The organism is Actinoplanes sp. 13 (assembly GCF_056134165.1).
The window spans coordinates 272,657-296,178 of record NZ_JBVYOQ010000002.1; the positions used below are offsets into that span (position 1 = coordinate 272,657).

At 71.3% G+C, this 23,522-nt stretch carries 20 protein-coding genes; 11 read left to right on the plus strand and 9 right to left on the minus strand.

What is annotated here, in order from left to right; all coding sequences use genetic code 11:
- Nucleotides 1–7: 7 nt before the first annotated feature.
- Nucleotides 8–1,237: a cytochrome P450 gene (locus tag AC0NH5_RS05845; protein ID WP_474400740.1), complete on the minus strand. Its 1,230-nt coding sequence runs from the start codon at nucleotides 1,235–1,237 to the stop codon at nucleotides 8–10.
- Between the two features lie 97 nt (nucleotides 1,238–1,334).
- Between AC0NH5_RS05845 and AC0NH5_RS05850 the strand changes: the two genes are divergently transcribed.
- Both AC0NH5_RS05850 and AC0NH5_RS05855 read left to right on the plus strand, forming a co-directional pair.
- Nucleotides 1,335–2,450, plus strand: coding sequence for a steroid 3-ketoacyl-CoA thiolase (locus AC0NH5_RS05850; RefSeq protein ID WP_474400741.1), 1,116 nt, complete (start codon nucleotides 1,335–1,337; stop codon nucleotides 2,448–2,450).
- A 3-nt stretch (nucleotides 2,451–2,453) separates the two neighbouring features.
- The gene (locus tag AC0NH5_RS05855; RefSeq protein WP_474400743.1) at nucleotides 2,454–2,621 is read left to right on the plus strand and encodes a hypothetical protein; all 168 of its coding nucleotides are present in this window, start codon (nucleotides 2,454–2,456) and stop codon (nucleotides 2,619–2,621) included.
- Here AC0NH5_RS05855 and pgfA read toward each other — a convergent pair.
- From pgfA to AC0NH5_RS05875, 4 genes are read right to left on the minus strand one after another with little or no spacing between them, the layout of a single operon-like run.
- Nucleotides 2,606–3,637, minus strand: a complete 1,032-nt coding sequence (gene pgfA, locus AC0NH5_RS05860) for a cell envelope lipid trafficking protein PgfA (protein ID WP_474401381.1) — start codon at nucleotides 3,635–3,637, stop codon at nucleotides 2,606–2,608. The two genes, AC0NH5_RS05855 and pgfA, sit on opposite strands and share 16 nt — an antisense overlap.
- Nucleotides 3,638–3,642: 5 nt before the next feature.
- On the minus strand, nucleotides 3,643–4,794 hold the full coding sequence (locus AC0NH5_RS05865) for a thiolase domain-containing protein (RefSeq protein WP_474400745.1): 1,152 nt from the start codon (nucleotides 4,792–4,794) through the stop codon (nucleotides 3,643–3,645).
- 16 nt (nucleotides 4,795–4,810) lie between these two features.
- Complete coding sequence (locus AC0NH5_RS05870; protein ID WP_474400747.1) at nucleotides 4,811–5,803, minus strand: lipid-transfer protein; 993 nt, start codon at nucleotides 5,801–5,803, stop codon at nucleotides 4,811–4,813.
- Nucleotides 5,800–6,672, minus strand: a complete 873-nt coding sequence (locus AC0NH5_RS05875) for a Zn-ribbon domain-containing OB-fold protein (RefSeq protein WP_474401382.1) — start codon at nucleotides 6,670–6,672, stop codon at nucleotides 5,800–5,802. The genes AC0NH5_RS05870 and AC0NH5_RS05875 overlap by 4 nt, the downstream gene beginning before the upstream one ends.
- A 100-nt stretch (nucleotides 6,673–6,772) precedes the next feature.
- On the opposite strand from AC0NH5_RS05875, the gene AC0NH5_RS05880 reads away from it, so the two are divergent.
- The 3 genes from AC0NH5_RS05880 to AC0NH5_RS05890 are packed head-to-tail and all read left to right on the plus strand — an operon-like array spanning nucleotide 6,773 to nucleotide 12,296.
- Nucleotides 6,773–8,308, plus strand: coding sequence for an acyl-CoA synthetase (locus tag AC0NH5_RS05880; protein ID WP_474400748.1), 1,536 nt, complete (start codon nucleotides 6,773–6,775; stop codon nucleotides 8,306–8,308).
- Between the two features lie 51 nt (nucleotides 8,309–8,359).
- Nucleotides 8,360–11,782: an NACHT and WD40 repeat domain-containing protein gene (locus tag AC0NH5_RS05885; RefSeq protein ID WP_474400749.1), complete on the plus strand. Its 3,423-nt coding sequence runs from the start codon at nucleotides 8,360–8,362 to the stop codon at nucleotides 11,780–11,782.
- A 43-nt stretch (nucleotides 11,783–11,825) separates the two neighbouring features.
- Nucleotides 11,826–12,296, plus strand: a complete 471-nt coding sequence (locus AC0NH5_RS05890; protein ID WP_474400751.1) for an NUDIX domain-containing protein — start codon at nucleotides 11,826–11,828, stop codon at nucleotides 12,294–12,296.
- Here the strand turns inward: AC0NH5_RS05890 and AC0NH5_RS05895 are convergent.
- Together AC0NH5_RS05895 and AC0NH5_RS05900 are read right to left on the minus strand one after the other, a co-directional pair.
- Nucleotides 12,259–13,008 carry an SAM-dependent methyltransferase gene (locus tag AC0NH5_RS05895; RefSeq protein WP_474400753.1) on the minus strand — a complete coding sequence of 250 codons (750 nt, stop codon included), beginning with the start codon at nucleotides 13,006–13,008 and terminating at the stop codon, nucleotides 12,259–12,261. The genes AC0NH5_RS05890 and AC0NH5_RS05895 overlap by 38 nt on opposite strands.
- A gap of 41 nt (nucleotides 13,009–13,049) precedes the next feature.
- Complete coding sequence (locus AC0NH5_RS05900; RefSeq protein WP_474400754.1) at nucleotides 13,050–13,829, minus strand: crotonase/enoyl-CoA hydratase family protein; 780 nt, start codon at nucleotides 13,827–13,829, stop codon at nucleotides 13,050–13,052.
- Nucleotides 13,830–13,891: 62 nt separating this feature from the next.
- On the opposite strand from AC0NH5_RS05900, the gene AC0NH5_RS05905 reads away from it, so the two are divergent.
- Both AC0NH5_RS05905 and AC0NH5_RS05910 read left to right on the plus strand, forming a co-directional pair.
- Complete coding sequence (locus AC0NH5_RS05905; protein ID WP_474400756.1) at nucleotides 13,892–15,493, plus strand: acyl-CoA synthetase; 1,602 nt, start codon at nucleotides 13,892–13,894, stop codon at nucleotides 15,491–15,493.
- Entirely contained in the window at nucleotides 15,483–16,577 is a 1,095-nt protein-coding gene (locus tag AC0NH5_RS05910; RefSeq protein ID WP_474400758.1) for an NAD(P)H-dependent flavin oxidoreductase, read from the plus strand. Before AC0NH5_RS05905 ends, AC0NH5_RS05910 begins: the two co-directional genes overlap by 11 nt.
- A 112-nt stretch (nucleotides 16,578–16,689) precedes the next feature.
- Here AC0NH5_RS05910 and AC0NH5_RS05915 read toward each other — a convergent pair whose 3' ends face one another.
- Nucleotides 16,690–18,570 carry an ABC transporter ATP-binding protein gene (locus AC0NH5_RS05915; RefSeq protein ID WP_474400759.1) on the minus strand — a complete coding sequence of 627 codons (1,881 nt, stop codon included), beginning with the start codon at nucleotides 18,568–18,570 and terminating at the stop codon, nucleotides 16,690–16,692.
- A 74-nt stretch (nucleotides 18,571–18,644) separates the two neighbouring features.
- Nucleotides 18,645–19,640, minus strand: a complete 996-nt coding sequence (locus AC0NH5_RS05920; RefSeq protein WP_474401384.1) for an alcohol dehydrogenase catalytic domain-containing protein — start codon at nucleotides 19,638–19,640, stop codon at nucleotides 18,645–18,647.
- A gap of 110 nt (nucleotides 19,641–19,750) precedes the next feature.
- Between AC0NH5_RS05920 and AC0NH5_RS05925 the strand changes: the two genes are divergently transcribed.
- From AC0NH5_RS05925 to AC0NH5_RS05940, 4 genes are all read left to right on the plus strand, one after another.
- The gene (locus AC0NH5_RS05925) at nucleotides 19,751–20,878 is read left to right on the plus strand and encodes a hypothetical protein (protein WP_474400761.1); all 1,128 of its coding nucleotides are present in this window, start codon (nucleotides 19,751–19,753) and stop codon (nucleotides 20,876–20,878) included.
- 2 nt (nucleotides 20,879–20,880) lie between these two features.
- Complete coding sequence (locus AC0NH5_RS05930; protein WP_474401386.1) at nucleotides 20,881–21,657, plus strand: SDR family oxidoreductase; 777 nt, start codon at nucleotides 20,881–20,883, stop codon at nucleotides 21,655–21,657.
- Nucleotides 21,654–22,772, plus strand: coding sequence for a sulfotransferase family protein (locus AC0NH5_RS05935; RefSeq protein WP_474400762.1), 1,119 nt, complete (start codon nucleotides 21,654–21,656; stop codon nucleotides 22,770–22,772). Before AC0NH5_RS05930 ends, AC0NH5_RS05935 begins: the two co-directional genes overlap by 4 nt.
- A 66-nt stretch (nucleotides 22,773–22,838) precedes the next feature.
- A complete protein-coding gene (locus tag AC0NH5_RS05940) occupies nucleotides 22,839–23,438 on the plus strand; it encodes a DUF4142 domain-containing protein (protein ID WP_474400763.1) in 600 nt (199 codons plus the stop codon).
- Nucleotides 23,439–23,522 lie beyond the last annotated feature (84 nt).

Sequence of the window (23,522 nt, forward strand, 5' to 3'; positions counted from 1 at the left end):
GTGGGGCTCAGCTGTAGCGGACCGGCAGGTGTTTGATGCCGTTGAGCCAGCCGGAACGCAGCCGCTCCGGCTCGCCGGCCAGGCTGATGCCGGGCATGTGGTCGGCGATCGCGTTGAAGATCAGATCGATTTCCAGCCGGGCCAGGTTCGCGCCCAGGCAGAAGTGCGCGCCGCTGCCGCCGAACCCGAGATGCGGGTTGGGGCTGCGCAGGATGTCGAAGTCCTGCGGGCGCGTGAAGACGTCCTCGTCGTAGTTGGCCGAGCCGTAGAACATGGCGACCCGCTGACCGGCGCCGACCGCCTGGCCGCCGACCGACGTGTCGCGGGTGGCGGTGCGCTGGAAGGCGTTGACCGGGGTGCCCCAGCGGACCATCTCGTCGACGGCGGTGCGCGGCCGGGTGGATCTGAACAGCTCCCACTGCTCGGGGTTCTCCAGGAGGGCGAGCATGCCGTGCGAGATGGCGTTGCGGGTGGTCTCGTTGCCGGCGACGGCGAGCATCAGCACGAAGAAGCCGAACTCGTCGGTGGACAGCTGTTCGCCATCGATCTCGGCCTGGACCAGCGTGGAGATGATGTCGTCGCGGGGGCAGGTCTGCCGGTCGTCGGCCATCTGCATGGCGTAGCCGAGCAACTCCATGGCGGACTCCATCGGGTCCTGGACCCCGCCGTACTCCGGGTCGTCGTAACCGATCATGGAGTTGGACCAGTCGAAGACGTTGCGCCGGTCCTCCTGGGGCACGCCGATCAGCTCGGCGATCGCCTGCAACGGCAGCTCGCAGGCGATCTCGGTGACGAAGTCGCCGACGTCACCGTTCGCCCCGGCGGTGGCGACGATCCGCTCGGCGCGGGCGGTCAGCGTGGCGCGCAGGTTGTTGATGGCGCGGGGGGTGAAGCCGCGCGAGACGATGGCGCGCTGTTTGGTGTGCTGCGGCGGGTCCATGTTGAGCAGCACCAGCTGCTGCATCTCGATCCGCTCGCGGGGCATGCCGGCCTGGAACCGGACGATCGCGGTGTTCTCGCGGCTGGAGAAGGTCTCGCTGTCCCGGGACACCGCCATCACGTCGGCGTGCTTGGTCACCGCCCAGTAGCCGTCGTCGTCGAAGCCCGCGCTGCCCCGCTCCTGCGGGATCCAGCAGACCGGGGAGCTGCGCCGGAGCTCGGCGAAGTCGGCGTGCGGGATGCCGTGGACGTAGATCGCCGGATCGGTGAAGTCGATGCGGGTGCGAGGCTCGGCCACGGTTCCTCCTAGGGGAACAGGTTCTACCGCGTTCATACACGAACGTGATTGCCGATGATAGGTTCTGCACAGGAACACGTTCTATCTGGAGGTGGGCGTGGGTGAGCCGGTGATCGTCGACGCGGTCCGCACCCCGGTCGGCCGCCGCGACGGCCTGCTGTCCGGCCTGCACGCCGCCGAGCTGCTCGGCGCCGCCCAGCTCGCGCTGCTCGCTCGCGCCGGTCTGGATCCGGGCCTGGTGGAGCAGGTCATCGGCGGCTGCGTCACCCAGGGCGGCGAGCAGTCGAACAACATCACCCGCACCGCCTGGCTGCACGCCGGCCTGCCCCCGGCGACGGGTTGCACCACCGTCGACGCGCAGTGCGGCTCCGCCCAGCAGGCCACCCACCTGATCGCCGGGCTGATCGCGGCGGGCGCGATCGACGCCGGCGTCGCCTGCGGCGTCGAGTCGATGAGCCGGGTGCCGTTGCGGGCCAACCTGGGCACGGCCGGCACGCCCCGCCCGGACTCGTGGGACATCGACCTGCCGAACCAGTTCGTCGCGGCCGAGCGGATCGCCGAGCGGCGCCGGCTGAGCCGCGACGACCTGGACCGGCTCGGCGTCCGCTCCCAGGCGAACGCGGCCCGCGCCTGGTCGCAGGGCCGGTTCGACCGCGAGGTGACGCCGGTCGCCGGTGTCCGGCGTGACGAGGGCCTGCGCGAGACCACCTTGGACGGGTTGTCCCGGCTGCCACCGGTGCTTCCCGGCGGGCGGCACACCGCCGGCACCTCGTCGCAGATCTCCGACGGTGCGGCCGCCGTGCTGCTGATGGACGCCGGCCGGGCCCGGGAGCTGGGGCTGCGGCCGCGCGCCCGGATCGTGGCGCAGTGCCTGGTCGGTGCGGAGCCGTTCTATCACCTGGACGGTCCGATCGCCGCCACCGGGCGGGTCCTCGGCCGGGCCGGAATGAAGATCGACGATCTGGACCTGGTCGAGGTGAACGAGGCGTTCGCCGCCGTGGTGCTGTCCTGGCTGGGCGTGCACCGCGCCGACCCGGACCGGGTCAACGTCAACGGCGGCGCGATCGCCCTGGGTCATCCGGTGGGCAGCACCGGGGCCCGGCTGATCACCACGGCGCTGCACGAACTGGAGCGGTCGGACGGCGGCACCGCGCTCGTCACCATGTGTGCGGGCGGGGCGATGTCCACCGCGAGCATCCTGGAGAGGCTGTGAGTCATGGTCACGATGAAAGCTCTGGTGGTCAGCGCGGCGGTGGCGATCGTGCTGGCGGTCATCGGCGTCACCGCGACGCTGGCGGCGCTGAATCCGAGCGCCAGTGAGGTGGCGAGCAACATGTCCGAGACCGATCCGATGGTGCCGCCGGACTTCTACGGCACCCGCTGAGGGCTCGGCTCGGCGGGCGCCGGCGCCGGCTCGCGGCCGGCCCGGTCCCGCCGGATGGTCAGGAAGCCGGCCACCAGCAGGGCGATCCCGAGGACGACCAGACCGATCGGCAGCCAGAAGCCGAGGACCAGCAATCGGGTACGACCATCGGCCGCCCGCTCGCCGACCACCTCGAGCGTCGCCTGGTCGTACCCGAGGTCGGCTTCGAAGATGACCACCGGCGTGCCCACGTTGGGTTGCAGCTCCCGGCGCTGCTGCTCGCGGTACCCCACGATGGCCCCGGTCTCCGGCTCCACCCACAGCGTCCGGGTCGCCTGGTAGCTCACCGTCGCCGTGCTGGCTCCGGGCGCCAGGAACCCCAGCAGCACCGCCATGTTCTGCGGGTCCATCTCGACGACCTGCCGCGGGACGAGCTGCACGAACCGGTACGCCGGCACCCCGTTGTAGTTCTCCTCGTCCTGGTACTCGATCGGCAACGCGTGCTGCAGGGACGAGTCCCAGTACTGGTACGTCGTCTTCTCGGTGCCGAACGGGAACAGGTACAGCTGCCCCTCGAACCGTATGTCGCCCGGCGTGCAGGTGACGCCCGGCGTCTCGGTGTGGCACTGCCCGGCCCACGGCACGGCCGCCCCGCTGACCCGGTCCAGCGCCACCCGGCTCTCCGACCGGTTGATCGCCTCGCCGGTGTCGGTGCGGTCAGTGGCGTGATAGACGTTCCAGATCAGCGTGTCGTCGGCCAGGTCGCCGTCGAGCGCCGCGGCCGCCGCGAAGTCCGGTTTGATGCCGGTCCGGGTCCGCAGCCCCGCGTTCTCGACCACCACCTGGAAGGACCCGTCCGGCAGCGTCTTGGCCTGGACGAAGGAGACGTTCTCACCCTCCACCACCACGTCCGGCGGTACGAGGTCGAGCGGCACCTGTCGCAGTGAAGGCACGATGATCCAGGCGAGCGCGCCGGCCAGCACGACACAGACCACTCCCAGCCCGAAGATCACCGCGCCGGTGATCTGCCGCCGCACAACTCTCACGGGTGCCTCCCGACGAGCCACAAGGAGAAGAACTGGGAACCGCCTCCGTACGCGTGGCCGAGCGCCGTGGACGCGCCCGCCACCTGATGCTCGCCCGCCCGGCCCATCACCTGCATGGCCGCCTCGGCGAAACGCAGCAGCCCGGACGCGCCGATCGGGTTGGAGCAGAGGACACCGCCGGACGGATTCACCGGCAGCGCCCCGCCGATCCCGGTCTCGCCCGACTCCACGAGCTTCCAGCCCTGCCCCGGCCCGGCGAACCCGAGGTTCTCCAGCCACATCGGCTCGAACCACGAGAACGGCACATAGATCTCGGCGACGTCGACGGCGCCGAGCGGGTCCGCGATGCCGGCCAGCGACCACAGCGCCTGGGCGGCGACCGCTCCGGCGCGCGGGTTGACGTGATCCTTGCCGGCGTAGAACGTCGGCTCGGTGCGCATCGCGGTGGCCCGGATCCACGCGACCTCCCGGTCGGCGGCCTCGGCGGCGGCCTGGTCGCCGATCACCATGGCGCACGCGCCGTCGGACGACGGGCAGGTCTCGTCGTAGCGGACCGGATCCCACAGCATCGGCGACGCCTGCACCGACTCCACAGTGATCCCGGGCTGCCGCAGATGCGCGTACGGGTTCAGCGCTCCGTTGCGCCGGTCCTTGACCGCGACCAGCGCCCCGATGTGCGGCGGCGCGCCGGAACGCCGGATGTAGGAGCGGATGTGCGGTGCGAAATAGCCGCCCGCCCCGGCCCCGATCGGCGCGGTGAACGGTGGCTGGATCGACAGCGCCCACATGGCGTTCGACTCGGACTGCTTCTCGAACGCCACGGCCAGCACCCGCCGGTGCACCCCGGCCCGGATCAGGCTGGTCGCCACGATCGCCGTGGCCCCGCCCACCGATCCGGCGGTGTGCACCCGCAGCAGTGGTTTCCCGGCCGCGCCGATCGCCTCGGCCAGGAACAGCTCGGGCATCATCACGCCCTCGAACAGGTCCGGCGCCTTGCCCAGCACCACGGCGTCGATCTGCGACCAGGCGGTCCCCGCGTCGGCCAGGGCCCGGTCGATCGCCTCCCGGCACAGTCCGGCCATCGACACGTCGGTCCGCCGGGTGCGGTGCTGCGTCTGCCCGGTCCCCAGCACAGCGGCGCGTCTCATCGGGCCCCACCACGTCTCATCGGGCCTCCAGCACGCAGATCAGGTTCTGCTGCAGCGCCGGGCCGCTCGTCGCGTGTCCGGCGGCCTTCGCGACGCGCCCGGACATCACAGCCTCGGCCGCCGCGCCGATCCGGGACAGCCCGGCTGAGAACATCGCGTCCGTCCCGTCCGAGCCGATCACCGGCGTGTCGCCGGCGCCGACCGCCGCTCGCAGCAGCAGTTCTTGGGACGTGAACGGCGCGTGCAGCGCGATCGCCTCGACCGAACCGTCCAGGCCCGCGTCGGCAGCCGCTGCCGTCGCCGACGGAACGGTGGTCAGGTCGCGCTCGCCGAGCCCCTGCGGGTCCACGCGATGCGCGATCCCGGAGATCCAGGCGGGGCGCTCCGGCAGCCGGGTGGCCAGATCATTTCCGGCCAGCACGATCGCCGCCGCGCCGTCGCTCACGCGCGCGACGTCGTGCGTACGCAAAGGACTTCGCTGGTACGGCCGGGCAAGCAGGTCCCCGATCTCCGCGCCGGAGTCGCGTGCCGCCACGGCCGCCATGTCCTGTTCGGTGAACATCCCGGCCTCCAGCGCGAGGCGGGCCTGCAGCGCCGCCACGCTGACCGCGTCCGGCCACAGCGGCGCGACCGTGTAGGGGTCGAGCTGCAACGCGAGCACCCGATGCAGGTCACCGGCGGTCGCCTTGCCGAACCCGTACACCAGCGCGGTCCTGGCCTCGCCGGAAAGAATCTTGAGGTACGCCTCGTAGAGCGCGAACGCCGCGTCCATCTCGACGTGCGACTCGGCGATCGGCGGCACCGCCCCGATCGCGTCGACCGCGTTGACGAACGAGAAAGCCCGGCCCGCCAGGTAGTCCGACGATCCCGAGCACCAGAAGTCGATCTCGCGGCGCCGCAGACCGGCCCGGTGCAGCGCCTGCTCGAAGACCGGCACCAGCGTCTCCACCGCGCTGGTGGTGAGCACGTGGCCGGACCGGGCGAAACCGACGACGGCGACGGCGTTCACAGGTGCTCCGCGTACGTCTCGTAGGGCGCGTCCGGCTCCCCGGACGGTTCGAAATGCGCGATGTTCTCCGGCGTGGTGGTCCACTGCTCCCGGTCCCGCCAGACCGCGGCGACCCGCAGGCCCATCCGCACCCGGCCGGGCTCGACGCCGAGCACCAGGTGCGAGATCGGGATGTCGGCGCCGTCCAGCAGCACCTGCGCCACCACGTACGGCGGGTTCAGCCGTTGCCCGGCGAACGGCACGTCGACCACGCAGAACGTGGTGACCGTGCCGCGGTCGGGCAGTTCCACCACCTCGTCGGTCGGCACCCCGTCGGCGGGGCAGACGCGCGGTGGGACGTACACCTTGCGGCAGGCCGGGCAGCGCTGCCCGATGATCCGGCCCTCGGCCAGCGCGCGCAGATAGCGGTCCTCCTCGGCGGAGGTGGTGTGCCGGTAGTCGAGCCGGATCGGCGTCGTCATGATCTGCACCGGTTCACCCTCGCCCTCGCCGCCGGGTGCCACCACGGCGGCGCCCGGCTCGAAGCACTCGATGTCGCGGATGTGCCCGGTCCGCACGGCCGCCCAGCGGATCCGCACCCGCATCCCGGTGCGCGGCTCGACGGCGTCGAGCAGGTGCAGCAGTGCTGTGTCCGCTCCGTCCAGCCGGACCAGCGCCCACCCCTCGGTCCAGCTGACCACGACCCCGCCACTGCCGACCTGGACCACATCGGTGACCGGCTCCAGCGTCACCGGGTCGAACTCCAGCGGCGGTACGTGCACCCGCCCGTCCGAGGTCCGGCCGCCCAGCACCCGCCCGTCGCGCAGACCCGCCATGAACCGGCCCAGCACCGGACCGAGCGAGCGCGTGTAGTCGAAGGCGATGGTCATCGGGGCTTCCACGTCATCGAGTGAAACACGTTCCAATATTGACGGCAAGGCGGCTGAGGAACGGCTTCTCTGCGACTGCAACGAGTTATAGAGTCACGCCATGACCCGGATCGGGATGTGGACCGTCGCCCGCGAGTCGCCGCAGCTGACCGCCGTCGTCGAGCCGGGCGGCCGGACCCTCACCTACGGCGAACTGGCCGCCGGGGCCGACCGGATCGCCCGCGGGCTGCGCGCCGCCGGGCTCGGCGCCGGCGACACCGTGGCGCTGCTGCTGCCGAACGGCGCGGACATGCTCGTCACCTATTTCGCCGCCGTCCAGATCGGCCTGCACGTCGTGCCGCTGAACCGGCACCTCACCGCCGCCGAGCTCGGCTACATCGTGCGGGACAGCGGGGCGAAGGCCTTCGTCGCCCACCAGCGCTTCGCCGCGGCCGCCCAGGACGCCGGCGCCTCGGCCGCCTTCCGCTTCTCGGTCGGCGACATCCCCGGCTTCCTGCCTCTCGGCGCGCTGGGCGACGGCGGATCAGGGCGACCCGGCGGGCGTACGCTCGGCGCGCTCATGGTCTACACGTCCGGCACCTCCGGCCGCCCCAAAGGAGTCCGGCGCCCGCTGCCCGGCCTCGACCCGGACGACGTACCGCCGGTGTCGCTCTGGTTCTTCGGGCTGTTCGGGCTCCGCCCGTTCGACGGTCACGTGCATCTGTGCTGCTCACCGCTCTACCACACGGCGGTGCTGAACTTCGCCGCGATCTCGCTGCAGTTCGGGCACCCGGTCGTGGTGATGGACCACTGGGACGCCGCCGAGTTCCTCCGCCTCGTCGACCAGCACCGGGTCACGCACAGCCACATGGTCCCCACCCAGTTCCGCCGCCTGCTCGCCCTCCCGCCGGCCGAGCGCACCCGGCACGACGTCTCCTCGATGCGCGCCATGATCCACGGTGCCGCCCCGTGCCCCCAGCCGGTCAAGCGGGCGATGCTCGACTGGTTCGGCCCCGTGGTGATCGAGTACTACGCGGCCTCCGAGGGCGGCGGCACCCTGATCACCGCCGAGCAGTGGCGGGAGCGTCCCGGCTCGGTCGGGCGCGCCTGGCCCGGCACCCGCGTCCGGGTCCTCGACGACGACGGCAAGGACCGGCCGCCCGGCGAGCCCGGCCAGGTCTACCTGCAGATGGGTGACGCGACGTTCGAGTACCACGGCGACGCCGAGAAGACCCGGGCCTCCTGGCGGGACCGGATGTTCACCGTCGGCGACATCGGCTACCTCGACGACGACGGCTACCTGTTCCTCTGCGACCGCGCGAGCGACGTCATCATCACCGGTGGCGTCAACGTCTACCCCGCCGAGATCGAGAACGAGCTCGCCGTCCACCCGGCGGTCGCCGACGCCGCCGTCTTCGGCATCCCCCACGAGGAGTGGGGCGAGGAGATCAAGGCCGTCGTCCAGCCCACTCCCGGCGTGGCGCCCGGCCACGCGCTCACCGCCGAACTGCTCGCCTTCCTCGGTGGCCGGCTGGCCCGGTTCAAACTGCCTCGCACCGTCGACTACGTCGACGCGCTGCCCCGCGACCCGAACGGCAAGCTCTACAAGCGCCACCTCCGCGACCCGTACTGGTCCGGCCGCGACCGCGCCATCTGACCGATTCGACTGTTGCTTGGCCCGTCGTGATGCTGTCTCTACTGTGGGCCTGTGCTGTCAGGCTGGCCGAAACGCCGAATCCTCCGATCAATCGCTTGGGCGTCCGGAGGTGGCGTCGTCGTCTGTTTTCTGCTGGTCGCCATCACCGAGGTCGAGCTGGATCCGGTCGTGGGTGTCCTCAGCGTCGCCTTCGCGCTGCTCAGTGCCCTGCTGGCCGTGTTCCAGATGCTCGGCGCCTCTCCCGCTTCGAAGGAGGGCATCGCTGACGACCTGGCCTCTCGTGTGAAGTCCACGTGGACGGCCGAGGCCGCAGCCCGTGGGCTGCACGGTGTCGAAGTGCTCCCACTGGCCTGGGAACCCCCGGATGACCTGATGGCCGGCCCCGGCGTCCGACCCAGGCCCGGCAGGCTCGACGGCAACTTCGACGAAGCCACGACGGGGCTGGCCGACGACTACGCAACGCTTCCCGGCGGGCGTCTGGTGATATTGGGGGAGCCCGGGTCGGGCAAGACCGTTCTGGCGCTCATGTTGACCCTCGGTCTCCTCAGCCGCCGGGCTCCCGGCGAGGCGGTTCCGGTCCTCCTGTCGCTGTCCTCGTGGGACCCGGCCAGCGTTTCGCTCGAGGACTGGATGACCCGTACTCTCGCTGCTGCCTACTACGACGGTGCTTCAACCATCCCCGCGGATTTGTTGAGCCAGCGGTTGCTGCTGCCCGTCTTGGACGGACTCGACGAGATTCCTGAGGCTGCGCGCGCTGTCGCGGTCGACGGCATCAACCATCTGAACGGCGGCAAGCTCCCGCTCGTGCTCACCTGTCGGCTCACCGAGTTCCTCGACGTGGTCGAAGGCAGTGGGCGAGGGCTGCGCAAGGCCGCCCTTGTGCGTGTCTGCCCGATAGAGGTCGAGGATGTCGTCGGCTACATCGCTGCCGACGACGCCCGCTGGGATCCTGTCTTCACCATGTTGCGTCGGGACCGGAACAGTCCGCTCGCTGCGACCTTCCGTAGCCCATTGATGGTCGCGGTAGCTCGCACAGCATATGGTCATGACAACACAGACCCTGCCGAGTTACTGGAGCTCGACAGCCGACGCGAGGTCGAGAACCACCTGCTCGACAAGTTGGTGGAGACGGCTTGTCCGGGGCAGAGACAGCAGAGATATCTGACTTACCTGGCTCGTCACCTGCAGAGTCGCAACGAACGCGATCTGGTGTGGTGGCGGTTGCCGAATGAGATACGCGATGGACTGAGCGTCGTGATCGCCTCCGTTGTCGCCGTCGTGCTGTTCGCGGTGCCTGCCTACTGGATCATGAAGCCGTTCCCGCTCGCCGCCGATCACGCCGGTTTCCTCTGGGCTTTCGCAGTCGTGATCTGTTTCCTCTCGGTGCTGATGGCGACCGGTTCAGACGCACGACCACCCGGACGTATGGTGTTCTCGCCACGACCCCGGCGGGCGACGTCGAACCGTGCCGGCCGGGTCTTCGGTGCCTTTGCCCTTGTCGTGGCAGTCGTCACTCCCATCCTGTTCTCCCCGGACACCGGATGGTCGTACTTTCGGGTGACGGGTTACGTGATCACCGTTGCGGTGTCATCGGCGCTCTGGGCGGTGGTGAAGGTTGGCGTCGCCGCGCATGACAGCGTCAGCCATTCACCGAAGCAGGCGCAACGCGCCGACCCCGTAGTCCTGCTCCGTGAGGATCGGAACTCCGCGCTGGCGGGCTCCGCCATGGCCACCCTTGCTGTGACCGCCGCCATGCCGGTGGCTTGCCTTTTCGTCGTGGTGTGCGGTTACTTCGCGCAGGCTCTGACGGGCTGGCCCGGTGAACCGGGTGGTCCTGACTTCGCCCTCGTCGCCGCTGACCACTGGAACGACGTCACGCCGGACCGTTATCAAACTCACCCGGAGCTCCTTTTCCTGGTCAGCCTCCTGGTCGGGCTCTGCGTCGGCGTCGTCATGCTGATGACCAGGGCCTCGACCCGTTTCCTGATCCTGCGATCCGCGCTCGCTGTTCGGCGACGTCTGCCGTTCGGGTTGTTGTCATTCCTCGAGGAGGCCCGGGACCGGCAGTTGCTGCGGAGATCGGGGGCTGTCTATCAGTTCCGTCACGTCCGTTTGCAAGATCGGTTGGCTACGCGGCAAGCACCGACCGGTCTGGGTGCGCTGCCTTCCTACGGGCGCGATGTGTTCCAGCGGATGAGGCGCTCCACCGCGATGCCGGTGATGGCGGGTGCCCTTTTGATCCTGCTGATTCTCCCGGTCTGGTCCCTCCAGTTCCGGACTCCGCGAGTGAATTCGGCCGGGGTGTTGACCGGGCTCGACCGTGTGGTGCGGGAGATAGAGACGACCGCAAACGGTCACACGGTGATGGCCACCGGGGGCGGCCACGTCGGAGTCTGGCATATCAAGCAACGAAAACCTCTGGCCCGATTCTCCACCAACAGCGGCTCCGGAATCATGGCTGCCGCGCCGGACGGCCGGACGGTCGCCTTCGCCGGTGACCTCGATGACAGCGCCGGCCTGTGGCAGACGGGTAACGGAAATATGATCGCGGCTCTGGACCCTGGTGGCCGGACGTCGAAGATCGAATACGATCCCACCGGGCGGCTCCTGGCCACGCTGACACACAATGGGATCGCCAAGGTCTGGAATGCGGTCACCGGCTCCTTGGTCGACGAGGTCGACGTTCTCCGTGGCGCGACGAGCGACGTCATGTTCGCCCCGGACGGTGCCTCCTTCGCGGCGTACAGCTCTGAAGACGAACGGCTGCTGATCCGTACTCCGGGCGTTCGCACTGCTGATCGCCTGCTCCCCGTCTCGCGAGATGACATCAGTGGCGCTGCTTTCACGCCGAAGGGCGACCTCGTGGCGGCCACGGACGGGACGACCATTCGACTGTGGAACTCACGATCCGGCGTGCCGGCCCGCGATCTGACCGGCGGGGCCGAACTGCATGACCTGGTCTTCTCCTCGAACGGTGCCGCTCTGGCGGCGAGAGGAGCGGGAGGCGCGATCGTATGGGATGTGCTGACCGGCCAGATTCGGCACCGTCTTGCGGCTCCCACGGTGCAGCACCAACTCGGAAAAGTGATGTTCAGCGCTGATGGCCGGCTCGCCGCGGCGGAAGCCACCTTCGCCGCCGACGAATTGCTGTCGCCGATCGGCGTTCGGCTGTGGGACATGCGGACGGGCGGATTGGTGGCGGACATGCGCAACGAATACGAACGGGTCCCCACCGAGACCGACCCGGATGAGACCCGCCATCGGTGGTGGACATTCAGTCCGGACGGGAACTTCGTCGCGATGCCTGAGAACGACGATGATGTCGCCGTTCTCCGTGACACTGTCACGGGAAAAGTGGTGAGCAGGTTGAGCGGGCACACCGGCGACCTGACCGCTGGTACCTTCACTCGCGACGGCCGTACGCTGATCACTGGTAGCCGTGATCGCACTGTCCGCTTCTGGGCGGTTCCTTGAACCGGGGCGCCTTCGACGTGCCGCCTGGGCCTACGGTGCCCTCATGACCACGGGGGATTTCACCGCGACGTTGCCGCGCAAGCGGATGGGCGCGGGCGTGCTGCTGTCCGACGCCGCCGGCCGGGTGCTGCTGGTCGAGCCGACCTACAAGCCGGACTGGGAGCTGCCCGGCGGGTGCGTGGAGGCCGACGAGTCGCCGCTGGTGGCGGCGCAGCGCGAGGCCGAGGAGGAGCTGGGCCTGGCCCTGCCGGTCGGCCGTCTGCTGGTGGTGGACTGGGTGCCGCCCCGGCCGGAGCGCACCGAGGGGCTGATGATGATCTTCGACGGCGGGGTCCTGGACCCGGCCGCAACGATCAGGTTGCCCGCCGACGAGCTGCGGAGTTTCGCCTGGTGCAGTGAGGGTGAGGCGGCGGAGCGGGTGTCGGACCTGCTGGCGCGGCGGGTGCGCGCGGCCGTGCGGGCCCGCGACGAGGGCGTCACCCGTTATCTGGAGAACGGTTCTTCCGTGCGGTGATCAGCGTGAAGCCCAGCAGCTCACCCGCATCCTTCTCCAGCATCCGGACGACCGGCGAGGACGGGCCGTCGGTGGCCCGGGCCCAGATCAGCCAGTCCTCGAAGCCGCCCTCCTGGAGGCGGGCCGACGTCACCGTGACGAGCTCGGTGATCTCCCACTGGAACCGCCACCACTGCGGGGTGTGCCAGGCGATCGCCTCCCAGCCGACGACCTCCTTGATGTGCGGCGGGATGACACCGAGGTCGCGGATCTCCCGCGTCATCCCCGGCGTCGCCATGCCCAGTTGCCCGCCGGGCCTGAGGAACCGCACCAGATAGGGCAGGTAGCTGTCCGCCGTCCCGAAGTACTCGAACGCGTCGATGCTGACGATCGCGTCGAACGACTCCTCGTCGAACGGCAGTTGGTGCGCTTCGGCGTGCACCGCCCGGACGCGGTCGCCGACGCCCGCCTCGGCGAAGACGGCGGCGGCCTCCGCGGCCGGGATCCACCAGTCCGCGGCGACCACCCGCACGCCGAACTCCCGGGCCAGGAAGACGGCGGTGGCGCCCCGGCCGGAGCCGAGGTCGAGGACCCGCATCCCGGGGCGCAGGTCGAGGTCGCGGGCCAGGTCCTCGAGCAGCCACAGCGGGTGCGGCCCCATGTCCAGGCGCTGCACCCAGTCCTGGTCGTACGCCGACGAGCGGGGATAGCGGTCCGGGCGAAGGAGGCTCACGCCGGCGAGCCAAGCGGACCGCGGTGGATCGGGCAACCGATTTAGCGGCCGCGGAAGACCGGCTCGCGCTTCTCCAGGAAGGCGCGTGGCCCCTCCTTGGCGTCGTCGCTGCGGAAGACCTGCATGCCGATCCTGGATTCCACGGCGAACGCCTCGCTCTCCGGCATCCCCTCGGTCTCGCGGATGGTGCGCAGGATGGCCCGCACGGCGAGCGGGCCGTTGGCGGCGATCAGCGCGGCGATCTCCAGCGCCTTCGCCAGCGCCCGGCCGTCCGGGACGACGTGGCCGATGAGGCCGGCGTCGAGCGCCTCGCGGGCGGTCAGGTGGCGGCCGGTGAGCAGCAGTTCGGCGGCGATCGTGTAGGGCAGCTGCCGGGGCAGCCGGACGGCGGAGCCGCCCAGCGGGAACAGGCCCCAGCGTGCCTCGGAGACCCCGAACCGGGCGCTCTCGCCGGCCACCCGCACGTCGGTGGCCTGCAGGATCTCGGTGCCGCCGGCCACCGCGGCGCCCTCGACCGCGGCGATCAGCGGTTTGCTCAGCCGGCGGCCCTTGAGCAACGCGTCGATGCGGGACAGGTCGAGACCGCCGTCGGCGAAGTCGTCGCCGGGATGGGATTCGGTCATCGCGCGCAGGTCGGCGCCGGCGCAGAACGAGCCGCCGGCCCCGGTGAGGATCGCCACCCGGATCGTCGGGTCGGCGTCCACCCGGTCCCAGGCGTCACGCAGCACGGCCATCATCTCGGTGGAGAGGGCGTTGCGCACGTGCGGCCGGTTCATCGTGACGATCAGGATCGGTCCGCGCTGTTCGACGAGGGCATCCACCGGTTCTCCTTGGCCGAGCGACGAAGCTTGCCCGGAACGATAACAGGTTCTACTTTCAGGGGATGGCGGCCAATATTGCGGACCTCTTCGAGCACGCGGTCGACGCCTTTCCCGGCCGGGTCGCGGTCGCCTGTGGCGAGCGCGAGCTGAGTTACGCCCGGCTGGAGGAGGACGCCAATCGGCTGGCGCACTTCCTGCAAGATCGCGGGGTGGCCCGCGGTGACCACATCGGACTGTACGCGGGCAACTCCATCGAGGCGGTGGTGTCCATGCTCGCGGTCTACAAGCTGCGTGCCGTGGTCATCAACGTCAACTACCGGTACGTCGAGAACGAGTTGCAGTATCTCTTCGCCGACGCCGAGCTGACGGCGCTGATCCACGATCACCGTTTCGCCGGCCGGGTCGCCGCCGTGCTGCCGTCGGCGCCCGGGCTGCGGACCGTGGTCACGCTGCCGGACGGGTCGGGCGACGCGTCCTACGGCGAGGCGCTGGCCGCGGGCGCCGCCGGCCGTGACTTCGGCGAGCGCTCCGGCGACGACGTCTATCTGCTCTACACGGGCGGCACCACCGGCTATCCGAAGGGCGTCGTCTGGCGGCACGAGGACGTGTGGCGGGTGCTCGGCGGCGGCATCGACTTCATGTCCGGCATCCCGCTCGAGGACGAGTGGGCGCAGACCAGGCGCGGTGCCGAGATGCCGCCGATGACCCGGCTCTGCCTCGCCCCGCTCATCCACGGCAACGCCCAGTGGGCCGCGCTGGCCGCACTCTTCGGCGGGGACACCGTCGTGCTGCTGCCGCACTTCGACGCCGCCGAGGTGTGGCGGACCATCGAGGAACGCCAGGTCAACGTCGTCGTGCTGATCGGTGACGCGATGGCCCGCCCGATCATCGAGGAGTACCTGGCGACCAAGCACGACGGCTCCTCTCTGATCGCTGTCTCCTCCAGCGCCGCCCTGTTCTCCCCGTCGGTCAAACGGCAGTATCTCGAGGCCCTGCCCGGCGTCATGGTCACCGACGCGATCGGCTCCTCGGAGACCGGTTTCGCCGGCATCGGCATCGTCGCCGACGTCGAGGGCGGCGCGGTCGACGGCCCGCGCGTGATGCCCGGGCCCGACACGATCGTCATCGACGAGCACGGCCGCAAGGCCCCGCCCGGCGTCATCGGCCGGCTCGCCCGCGGCGGGCACGTGCCGCTCGGCTATCACAAGGATCCGGAGAAGACCGCCGCAATGCTCACCGAGGTCGACGGCGTGCGGTACGCGATCCCCGGCGACCTGGCGAGACTTGAGGAGGACGGCACGATCACGCTGCTGGGCCGCGGCAACACCTGCATCAACACCGGAGGCGAGAAGGTCTTCCCGGAGGAGGTGGAGGGCGCGCTGAAAGCACACCCGGACGTCTTCGACGCCCTGGTGATCGGGACCCACGACGATCTGCTCGGGCAGCGGGTGGTCGCTCTCGTGCAACCCCGGGCGGGGGTACGCGTGAACGTCGCCGACGTGACCAGTCAGGTCCGCGGCCGGATCGCCGGTTTCAAGGTGCCCCGCGACGTGTGGCTGGTCGACGGGCTCGCCCGCACGATAAGCGGCAAGGCCGATTACCGGTGGGCGCACGAGTATGTGCGCACGCACGCCCCGGCCGGGGAGGCGCGACGTGCGGACTGACCTCTGCGACCTGCTCGGCATCGACGTCCCGATCGTCGGCTTCAGCCCGTCCGAGCAGGTGGTCGCCGCGATCAGCCGGGCCGGCGGGCTGGGCGTGCTCGGCTGTGTGCGCTTCAACGACCCCGGCGAGCTGGACGAGGTGCTCACCTGGCTGGACCGGGAGCTGGCCGGCCGCCCGTACGGCGTGGACGTGGTGATGCCCGGCCGGGTCCCCACCGAGGGCACCCCGGCCGACCTCGACGAGCTGATCCCGCAGGGGCACCGGGACTTCGTCGAGCGCACGCTGTTGCGGCTGGGTGTGCCGCCGCTGGGCGTCGACGAGTCCCGTCGCGAGGGCGTGCTGGGGTGGCTGCACTCGGTCGCGCGCTCGCACGTGGAGGTCGCCCTGACCCACCCGCCCCGGCTGATCGCCAACGCGCTCGGGCCGCCCCCGCCGGACGTCATCGAGCGGGCCCACCGGAACGGCCTGGTGGTCGCCGCGCTGGCCGGCCGCGCCGACCACGCCCGCAGCCACCTCGCCGGCGGTGTCGACCTGGTGGTGGCCCAGGGTTACGAGGCCGGCGGCCACACCGGCGAGATCGGCAGCATGGTCCTGGTCCCGGAGATCGTCGACGCGGTGGGCGCCGACGTCCCGGTCCTGGCCGCCGGCGGCATCGGCTCCGGCCGGCAGATCGCCGCCGCCCTGGCCCTGGGCGCCCGTGGCGTCTGGATGGGCTCGGTCTGGCTCGGGACGACGGAATATCAGACGTCGCAAGCCCTGCGGGAGGCCCTGCTGCGGGCCGGTTCCAGCGACACCGTCCGGAGCCGCGTCTACACCGGGAAGCCGGCCCGCCTGCTGCGCAACCGCTGGACCCGCGCGTGGGAGGACGCCGAAGCGCCGGAGCCGCTGCCCATGCCGTTGCAGAACCTCCTGGTGTCGCGGGCGCACGACCGGCTGATGGAGTCCGGTGACCCGAGCGTGGTGCCGATGCCGGTGGGCCAGATCGTCGGCCGGATGAACGCGGTCCGCCCGGTCGCCGAGGTGCTGGCCGACCTGGTGACCGAGGCCGACGAGACCCTCACCCGCCTCGGCAAGCTCGCCTGACCGGTCGCGCCCGCCGGGTCGCGCCCGCCGGGTCGCGCCCGCCGGGTCGCGCCTGACCGGTCGCGCCCGCCCGGTCGCGCCCGCCGCTTGGTGCCCCGGCCGCCGGGCGGCCTCACCCGACCGGCTGGGCCGGTGTCTCGCTGAACTGGGTCTCGTAGAGCTCGGTGTAGCGCCCGCCGGCGGCCAGCAACGTGGTGTGCGTGCCGCGCTCGACGACCCGGCCGTCCTCGATCACGAGGATCTGGTCGGCGGCCCGGACCGTGGACAGCCGGTGCGCGATCACCACCGCGGTGCGGCCGGTGAGCGCCTCGCCGAGGGCCGCCTGCACGGCCTGCTCGGAGGTCGAGTCCAGGTGGGCCGTCGCCTCGTCGAGCACCACGACGCGCGGCTTGGCCAGCAGCAGCCGGGCGATGGTCAGCCGCTGCCGCTCACCGCCGGAGAGCCGGTAACCCCGCTCGCCGATGACGGTGTCCAGCCCGTCGGGCAGCGCGGACACCAGGTCCGCTATCCGGGCGCGGCGCAGCACGTCCCAGATCTCGTCCTCGGTCGCCGCGGGATTGGCGAACAGCAGGTTGGCGCGGACCGAGTCGTGGAAGAGGTGACCGTCCTGCGTGACCAGGCCGAGGGATTGCCGCAGCGAGGCGGCGGTGAGGTCGCGGACGTCGACGCCGGCCAGGCGGACCGCGCCCTCGCCGGCGTCGTAGAGCCGGGGCAGCAGGGAGGCCATCGTGGACTTGCCGGCGCCGGAGGAGCCGACCAGCGCGATCATCTGCCCGGGCTCGGCCCGGAACGACACCTCGTGCAGGACCTCCACGCCGCCGCGGGTGTCCAGGGTGGCGACCTCCTCCAGCGAGGCGAGGGAGACCTTGTCGGCGGAGGGGTAGGCGAAGCGGACGGCGTCGAACTCGACCGACACCGGACCGTCGGGCACCGGGCGGGCGTCCGGCTTCTCCTCGATCAGGGGCTTGAGGTCGAGCACCTCGAAGACCCGCTCGAAGCTGACCAGCGCGCTCATCACCTCGACGCGGGCGCTGGCCAGGGCGGTGAGTGGCGCGTACAGCCGGGTGAGCAGGATGGCGAGCGCGACCACGGCCCCCGGCTCCAACTGCCCGCGCAGGGCGTAGAAGCCGCCCAGGCCGTAGACCAGGGCGGTGGCGACGCCGGAGACGGAGACCAGGGCGGTCAGGAAGATCCACTGAGTCATCGCCGTACGGACCCCGATGTCCTTGACCCGGCGGGCGCGGGCGGCGAACTCGGCCGACTCCGCGTCGGGCCGGCCGTAGAGCTTGACCAGCGTCGCGCCCGGCGCGGAGAAACGCTCGGTCATCTGGGTGTTCATCGCCGCGTTGTGGCCGGCGGCCTCTCGCTCCAGCGACGCCAGCCGCCCACCCATCCGCCGGGCCGGCAGCAGGAAGATGGGCAGCAGCATCAGCGACAGCACGGTGATCTGCCAGGAGATGCCGAGCATCACGATCAGCGTCAGGACCAGCGCCACCACGTTGCCGACCACGCCGGAGAGCGTGTCGCTGAACGCCCGCTGCGCCCCGATCACGTCGTTGTTCAGCCGGCTGACCAGGGCGCCGGTGCGCGTCCGGGTGAAGAAGGCCACCGGCATCCGCTGCACGTGGTCGAAGACCGCGGTCCGCAGGTGCAGGATCAGACCCTCGCCGATGCTCGCCGAGAACCACCGCTGCACCAGCCCGAGCCCGGACTCGAGCAGCGCCAGCACGCCGATCGCCACGGCGAGCCAGATCACCAGGTCGACGTCCGCCCGGTCGACGATCGCGTCCACCACCCGCCCGGCCAGCACCGGCGTGGCCACGGCCAGGACGGCCGTGACCACGCTGACCACCAGGAACCCGGCGAGCGCGCGCCGGTGCGGGCGGGCGAACCCGGCGATGCGGCGCAGCGTCGCGAGCTTGAACGGGCGCTTGTCGTCCTGCTGGTTCATCGCGTGGTACATCGAGTTCCACGCGGCCATCTCCATGCTCATACCGGCAAGGTGCCACCTCACCCAAGGTTCAGGTCAAGGCAATTCCGATGCCGATCTGCGCCGGATGCGGGTGCTCAGTCCAGGACGATCACTGCGCGGCCGGCGAGTGTCCCCGCGCTGAGCTGCGCGTAAGCGGTGTCGATCTGATCGAAATCGAAGTACGTGACCTCGTTGCGGATCGAGCCGGCCCGGGCCAGCGCGATCACCTCGGCGGCGTCGGCGATCGACGAGCCCTGGAAGGTGAAGACCGTGCCGTCGCGGGGCAGGGCCTCGAACCACGGTGCGGTCAGCCGGCCGCCCGCCGATCCGATCAGCCCGAACGTGCCGCCCGGCCGGAGCAGGCCGATGCCGGCGGTGATGGTCTCGTCGGTGCCCACGAAGTCGAGCACCGCGTCCGCGCCGGGCACGCCGGACACGTCCGCGAAGGCGGTGGCTCCGGTGGACGCCGCGAAGTCCCGGCGCGACGGGGACGGATCGACGGCGAGGACCTGTGCGTCACCGAGGACCGCGAGGAACTGTACGGCGAAGGACCCGAGCCCGCCCACGCCGATGACGACCACGTCGCCGCCGGCGGGCAGGATCCGGGAGACGGCGTGGTACGCCGTGGCGCCCGCGTCGGTGAGCACCCCCGCCGACCGCGGGTCCAGGTCGCCGAGCGGCAGGATGTCGCGGGGCCCCCGCACCAGGACGTAGTCGGCCAGCCCGCCGTCTCGTCCGTACCCCCGGCCGGTCAGGCTGCGCGGGCACATGCTGTCGTGTCCCTGCAGGCAGGCGTCGCAGCTGCCGCAGGAGGCGGGGGAGACCAGCGCGACCGCCTCGCCCGGCGTGAGTCCCTCGACGCCGGCGCCGAGGGCGGCGATCCGGCCGGCGGTCTCGTGGCCCAGGGTGAACGGCATCCGCCAGCCCAGCTGCTCGCCCACTGCCCCCGGCATCCGGCGCATGGTGAGGTCCGAGCGGCACAGGCCGCAGCCGGCCACCCGCACGAGCACCTCACCCGGGCCGGGCACCGGGATCGGCGCCGTGGTGGCCACCGGCGGCTCACGCCAGCCGGTCATCCGGTAGGCACGCATCAAGTTCACTAGAACACGTTATCTCTTTTACTCGACCTGGATACAGCTCTCGGCTGAGTTGGCCGGGTCCGGCGTTGACCGACTAATGAAACTCGTTCTAGTGTCGGGGGATGGTCACCGAGTCGTTCGCCGATGCCGTTCAGGTCGCCGAGAAGATCATCACCGGCGCACCGCACGTGCTCGGCGAGCAGGATCTCGCCGAGGGCTACGACTATCTGGCCGGCAGCATCCGGGCCTCGATCCAGATGGCGTGGGCCTACGAGCGTGACTTCCCCTTCTTCGTCCGCTCCACCGGGCCGCACACGAAGATGGGCCTGGACAACCCGGACACCCTCTACTTCCACGCCTGGCTGCGCGAGGACGCGGAGTACGTGGTCACCGGCGTCCGCGGCAGCACGGCCGACCTCAGCTTCCAGATCCTCGACGGCGACTACTCCCCGGTCGAGGTGCCCGGCAGCCTGGCCGCCTTCGACGACCGCGAGATCGGCGTCGGGCCGGACGGGGCGTTCACGTTCGCCGTCGGCCCGGCGCCGGGCGCCGGGATGCTGGTGGTCCGGGAGGTGTTCAGCGACTGGGCCGCGGAACGGCCGGGCACGCTGCGCATCCATCGCGCCGGGCGGCTCGGTTCGGCGCCACCGCCGGTCAGCCTGGACCGGACCACCCGGCGGTACGGGGTGGCCGGCCGGATCCTGCTGTCCCGGTTACGCACGTTCCTCGCGTTCGCGGAACGGTTCTACCTCGGCCTGCCGGTCAACACGCTCACCGCGCCCCGGCTCACGCCCGGCGGACTGTCCACGCAGTACTCGTCGGCCGGCCACTACGACCTCGGCGACGACCAGGCCATGGTGGTCACCGTGCCCGCCTCCGGCGCCCCGTACCAGGGCATCCAGCTCGGCAGCATGTGGTACGTGTCGCTCGACTACGTCAACCACCAGACCAGCCTCACGACCGCGCAGGCACGGGTCGACCCGGACGGGCTGATCCGGTACGTGATCAGCGAGCGCGACCCGGGCGTCGCCAACTGGCTGGAGCGCACCGGCCACCGCCGCGGCTATGTGCAGTTGCGCTGGCAGCGGCTGTCCCGCCCGCTGACCGCCGAGGACGGGCCGACGGTCGACATCGTCGCCGTGGACGACCTGCCGAAACACCTGCCCCACCACGAGACGATCAGCAACCAGGCGTACCGCGAGCGCATCGCCGCCCGCCAGCGGGCCACCGCGGACCGGATGCTGGGGTGACCGTGCTGCTCGCCGAGAAGGTCCTCGTCGTGGCCGGGGTCGGGCCCGGCCTCGGACAGGCGATCGCGGTCCGCGCCGCCCGGCACGGCGCCGACGTGGTGCTGGCGGCCCGCACCGGGTCGCTGCTCGCCGAGGTCGCCGGCAAGGTGACGGCGGCCGGCCGCCGGGCCCTGCCGGTGCCGGCCGACCTGACCGGCGAGACCGCGGTGCGGCGCCTCGTGGACGCGGCGCTCGACGAGTTCGGCCGGGTCGACGCGCTGGTGCACAACGCGTTCACGATGCCGCCGATGCGCAGCCTCGGCAGGGTCGGGCTGGACGACATGCGGTCCGGCTTCGAAACCAACGTGCTCGCCGCGCTGACCACGATCCGGCTGTTCACCCCGGCGTTGATCGAGGCCCGCGGGGCGGTGGTCGTGGTCAACTCGGCGGTACTGCGGCACTCGCGGAAGCCGTTCGGGCCGTACAAGATCATTAAGGCGGGCCTGCTGGCGATGGCGCAGAACCTGGCGAGCGAGTTGGGGCCGGACGGGGTGCGGGTCAACTCGGTGGCGCCGGGCTGGATCTGGGCGGACATGCTGCGGGCCTGGTTCGAGTTCCAGGCGGGCGAGCGGGGCGTGCCGGCGCGCCAGATCTACGACGAGGTGGCGGCGGGCACCGACCTGCGGCGGCTCCCCGAGCCGGACGACGTGGCCGACGCGATCTGTTTCCTCGCCTCCGACCTGGCGCGCGGCATCACCGGCACGTGCCTCGACGTCACCTGCGGGGAGTTCCACCATTGACCGCGACGGATCGCACCGACGTGGGGACGGCCGAGGATCTGCACGCCTCGGCCACCCGGCTGACCGGACTCGACGACTTCGGTGGCGGGGACGGTTACCTCGAAGGGCTGGGGGTGCTGCTCCACGCGTACCGCCGGGAGGCGAGCCTGACCCCCACCGGCAGCAGGCGGATCCGCGGCCTGGTGCGCTCCGCGCTGGTTGCCCGCCTGCTCGCGGAGGCCGGCTGGCGGCAGCATCCGGAGCACGCGGAGGTCGCGCTGCCCGGGCCGATCTTCGTCGTCGGCCTGCCGCGCACCGGCACCACGGCGCTGCACTGCCTGCTCACCGCGGACCCCGCGCACCAGGGGCCCGAGCTGTGGCTCACCGAGGCGCCGCAGCCGCGCCCGCCGCGCGCCGGCTGGGACGAGCACCCGGTCTACGCGCTGCTGAAGGCCGCCTACGATCAGCATCCGGAGCTGCTCGACGTGCATCACATGGGTCCGGGGCAGGTGGAGGAGTGCTGGCGGATCCTCTGCCAGTCGATGACCTCGGTGTCGTTCGAGTGCACGGCGCACATCCCGTCCTACTCGTCCTGGCTCGCCGGGCGTGACGTGACCGCCGCCTACCGCCGGCACCGCCGGGTGCTGCAGCTGATCGGGCTGCCGGACCAGGGCCGTCGGTGGGTGCTGAAGAACCCGGGCCACCTGTTCGCGCTGGACGCCCTGCTCACGGTCTATCCGGACGCGGTGATCGTGCAGACGCACCGGGATCCGCGGGCCGCGATCGCGTCGGTGTGCAGCCTGACCGCCCGGGCCGCCGCCGGGTGGTCGACGGTCTTCGCGGGGCCGGCGGTGGGCCGGGCGCAGCTCGCGCTCTGGTCCCGGGGCCTGCGGCGGTTCCGCGCGGACCGGGCGCGCCACCCGGCCGCCCGGTTCGTCGACGTGCGCTATGAGGATCTCGTCCGGGATCCTCCCGGCACGGTCGCCGCGATCTACGACCGCCTGGGCCTCACTGCGAGCGACGCGGCGCGGGCTGCGACGGCTTCGCCCTCCGGCGGTACGCGCCCGGCGCACCGTTATGACCTGGCCTCGTTCGGGCTGACCGAGGCGCAGGTGGACCGGGCTTTCGCCCAGTGATGGCACCGTGGGGTCAAGGGTGCCGGATCCGAAAAAATCGGCCGGGCCCCCGGTGATGCTGTCGCTATGCGCTTTCGCCCGATGATGACCTCGCTCGGCATGGCCGGGCTGATGATCCTCCCTTCGACTGCTCCGGCCGCCGCGGCACCGGACGCGCCCGCTCTTGCCGGCGGCTCCGTGCGGCAGGCGGACGAGGAGCCGACGCCTCAGGACGTCGCCTTCGTCGAAACGGCCCATCGGACCAACCTCGCCGAGATCGCCGCCGGCCGGGTCGCCTGGAGCAAGACGACCGACAGCACGGTGAAGAACGTGGCCGCGGCCATCATGCGTGACCACATCCACCTGGACGCGGCGTTGTACCAGACCGCGCGCGAACTGCGGATCTTCCTGCCCCCTGCGCCCACGCCCGAGCAGGAGGCGCTGAACGAGGCGTACCGCGTGGCCGGGACCGACACGTTCGACGAGTACTTCGTCCTCACCCAGCTGGCCGGGCACCGGGCGGCGTTGCAGATGATCGACACTCAGCTCGCCGAGGGCGGCAACGAGGCGGTGAAGGCGCTCGCGGCGAGCGCGCGCCCGGTGATCGAGGGCCACCACGAGCACCTTCGCGCGGCAGCGCAGGAGCAGGGCCTGGCCGGGTACGACAACGGAGGCGGCCGCGGCTGAGCGGCCTTCAGGGCGCGCAGTGGGTGCTTCGCCCGGCCGTGCGGGTGGTACGCAGTCGGTCATCCGGCTGGTCAGGGCGGGCAC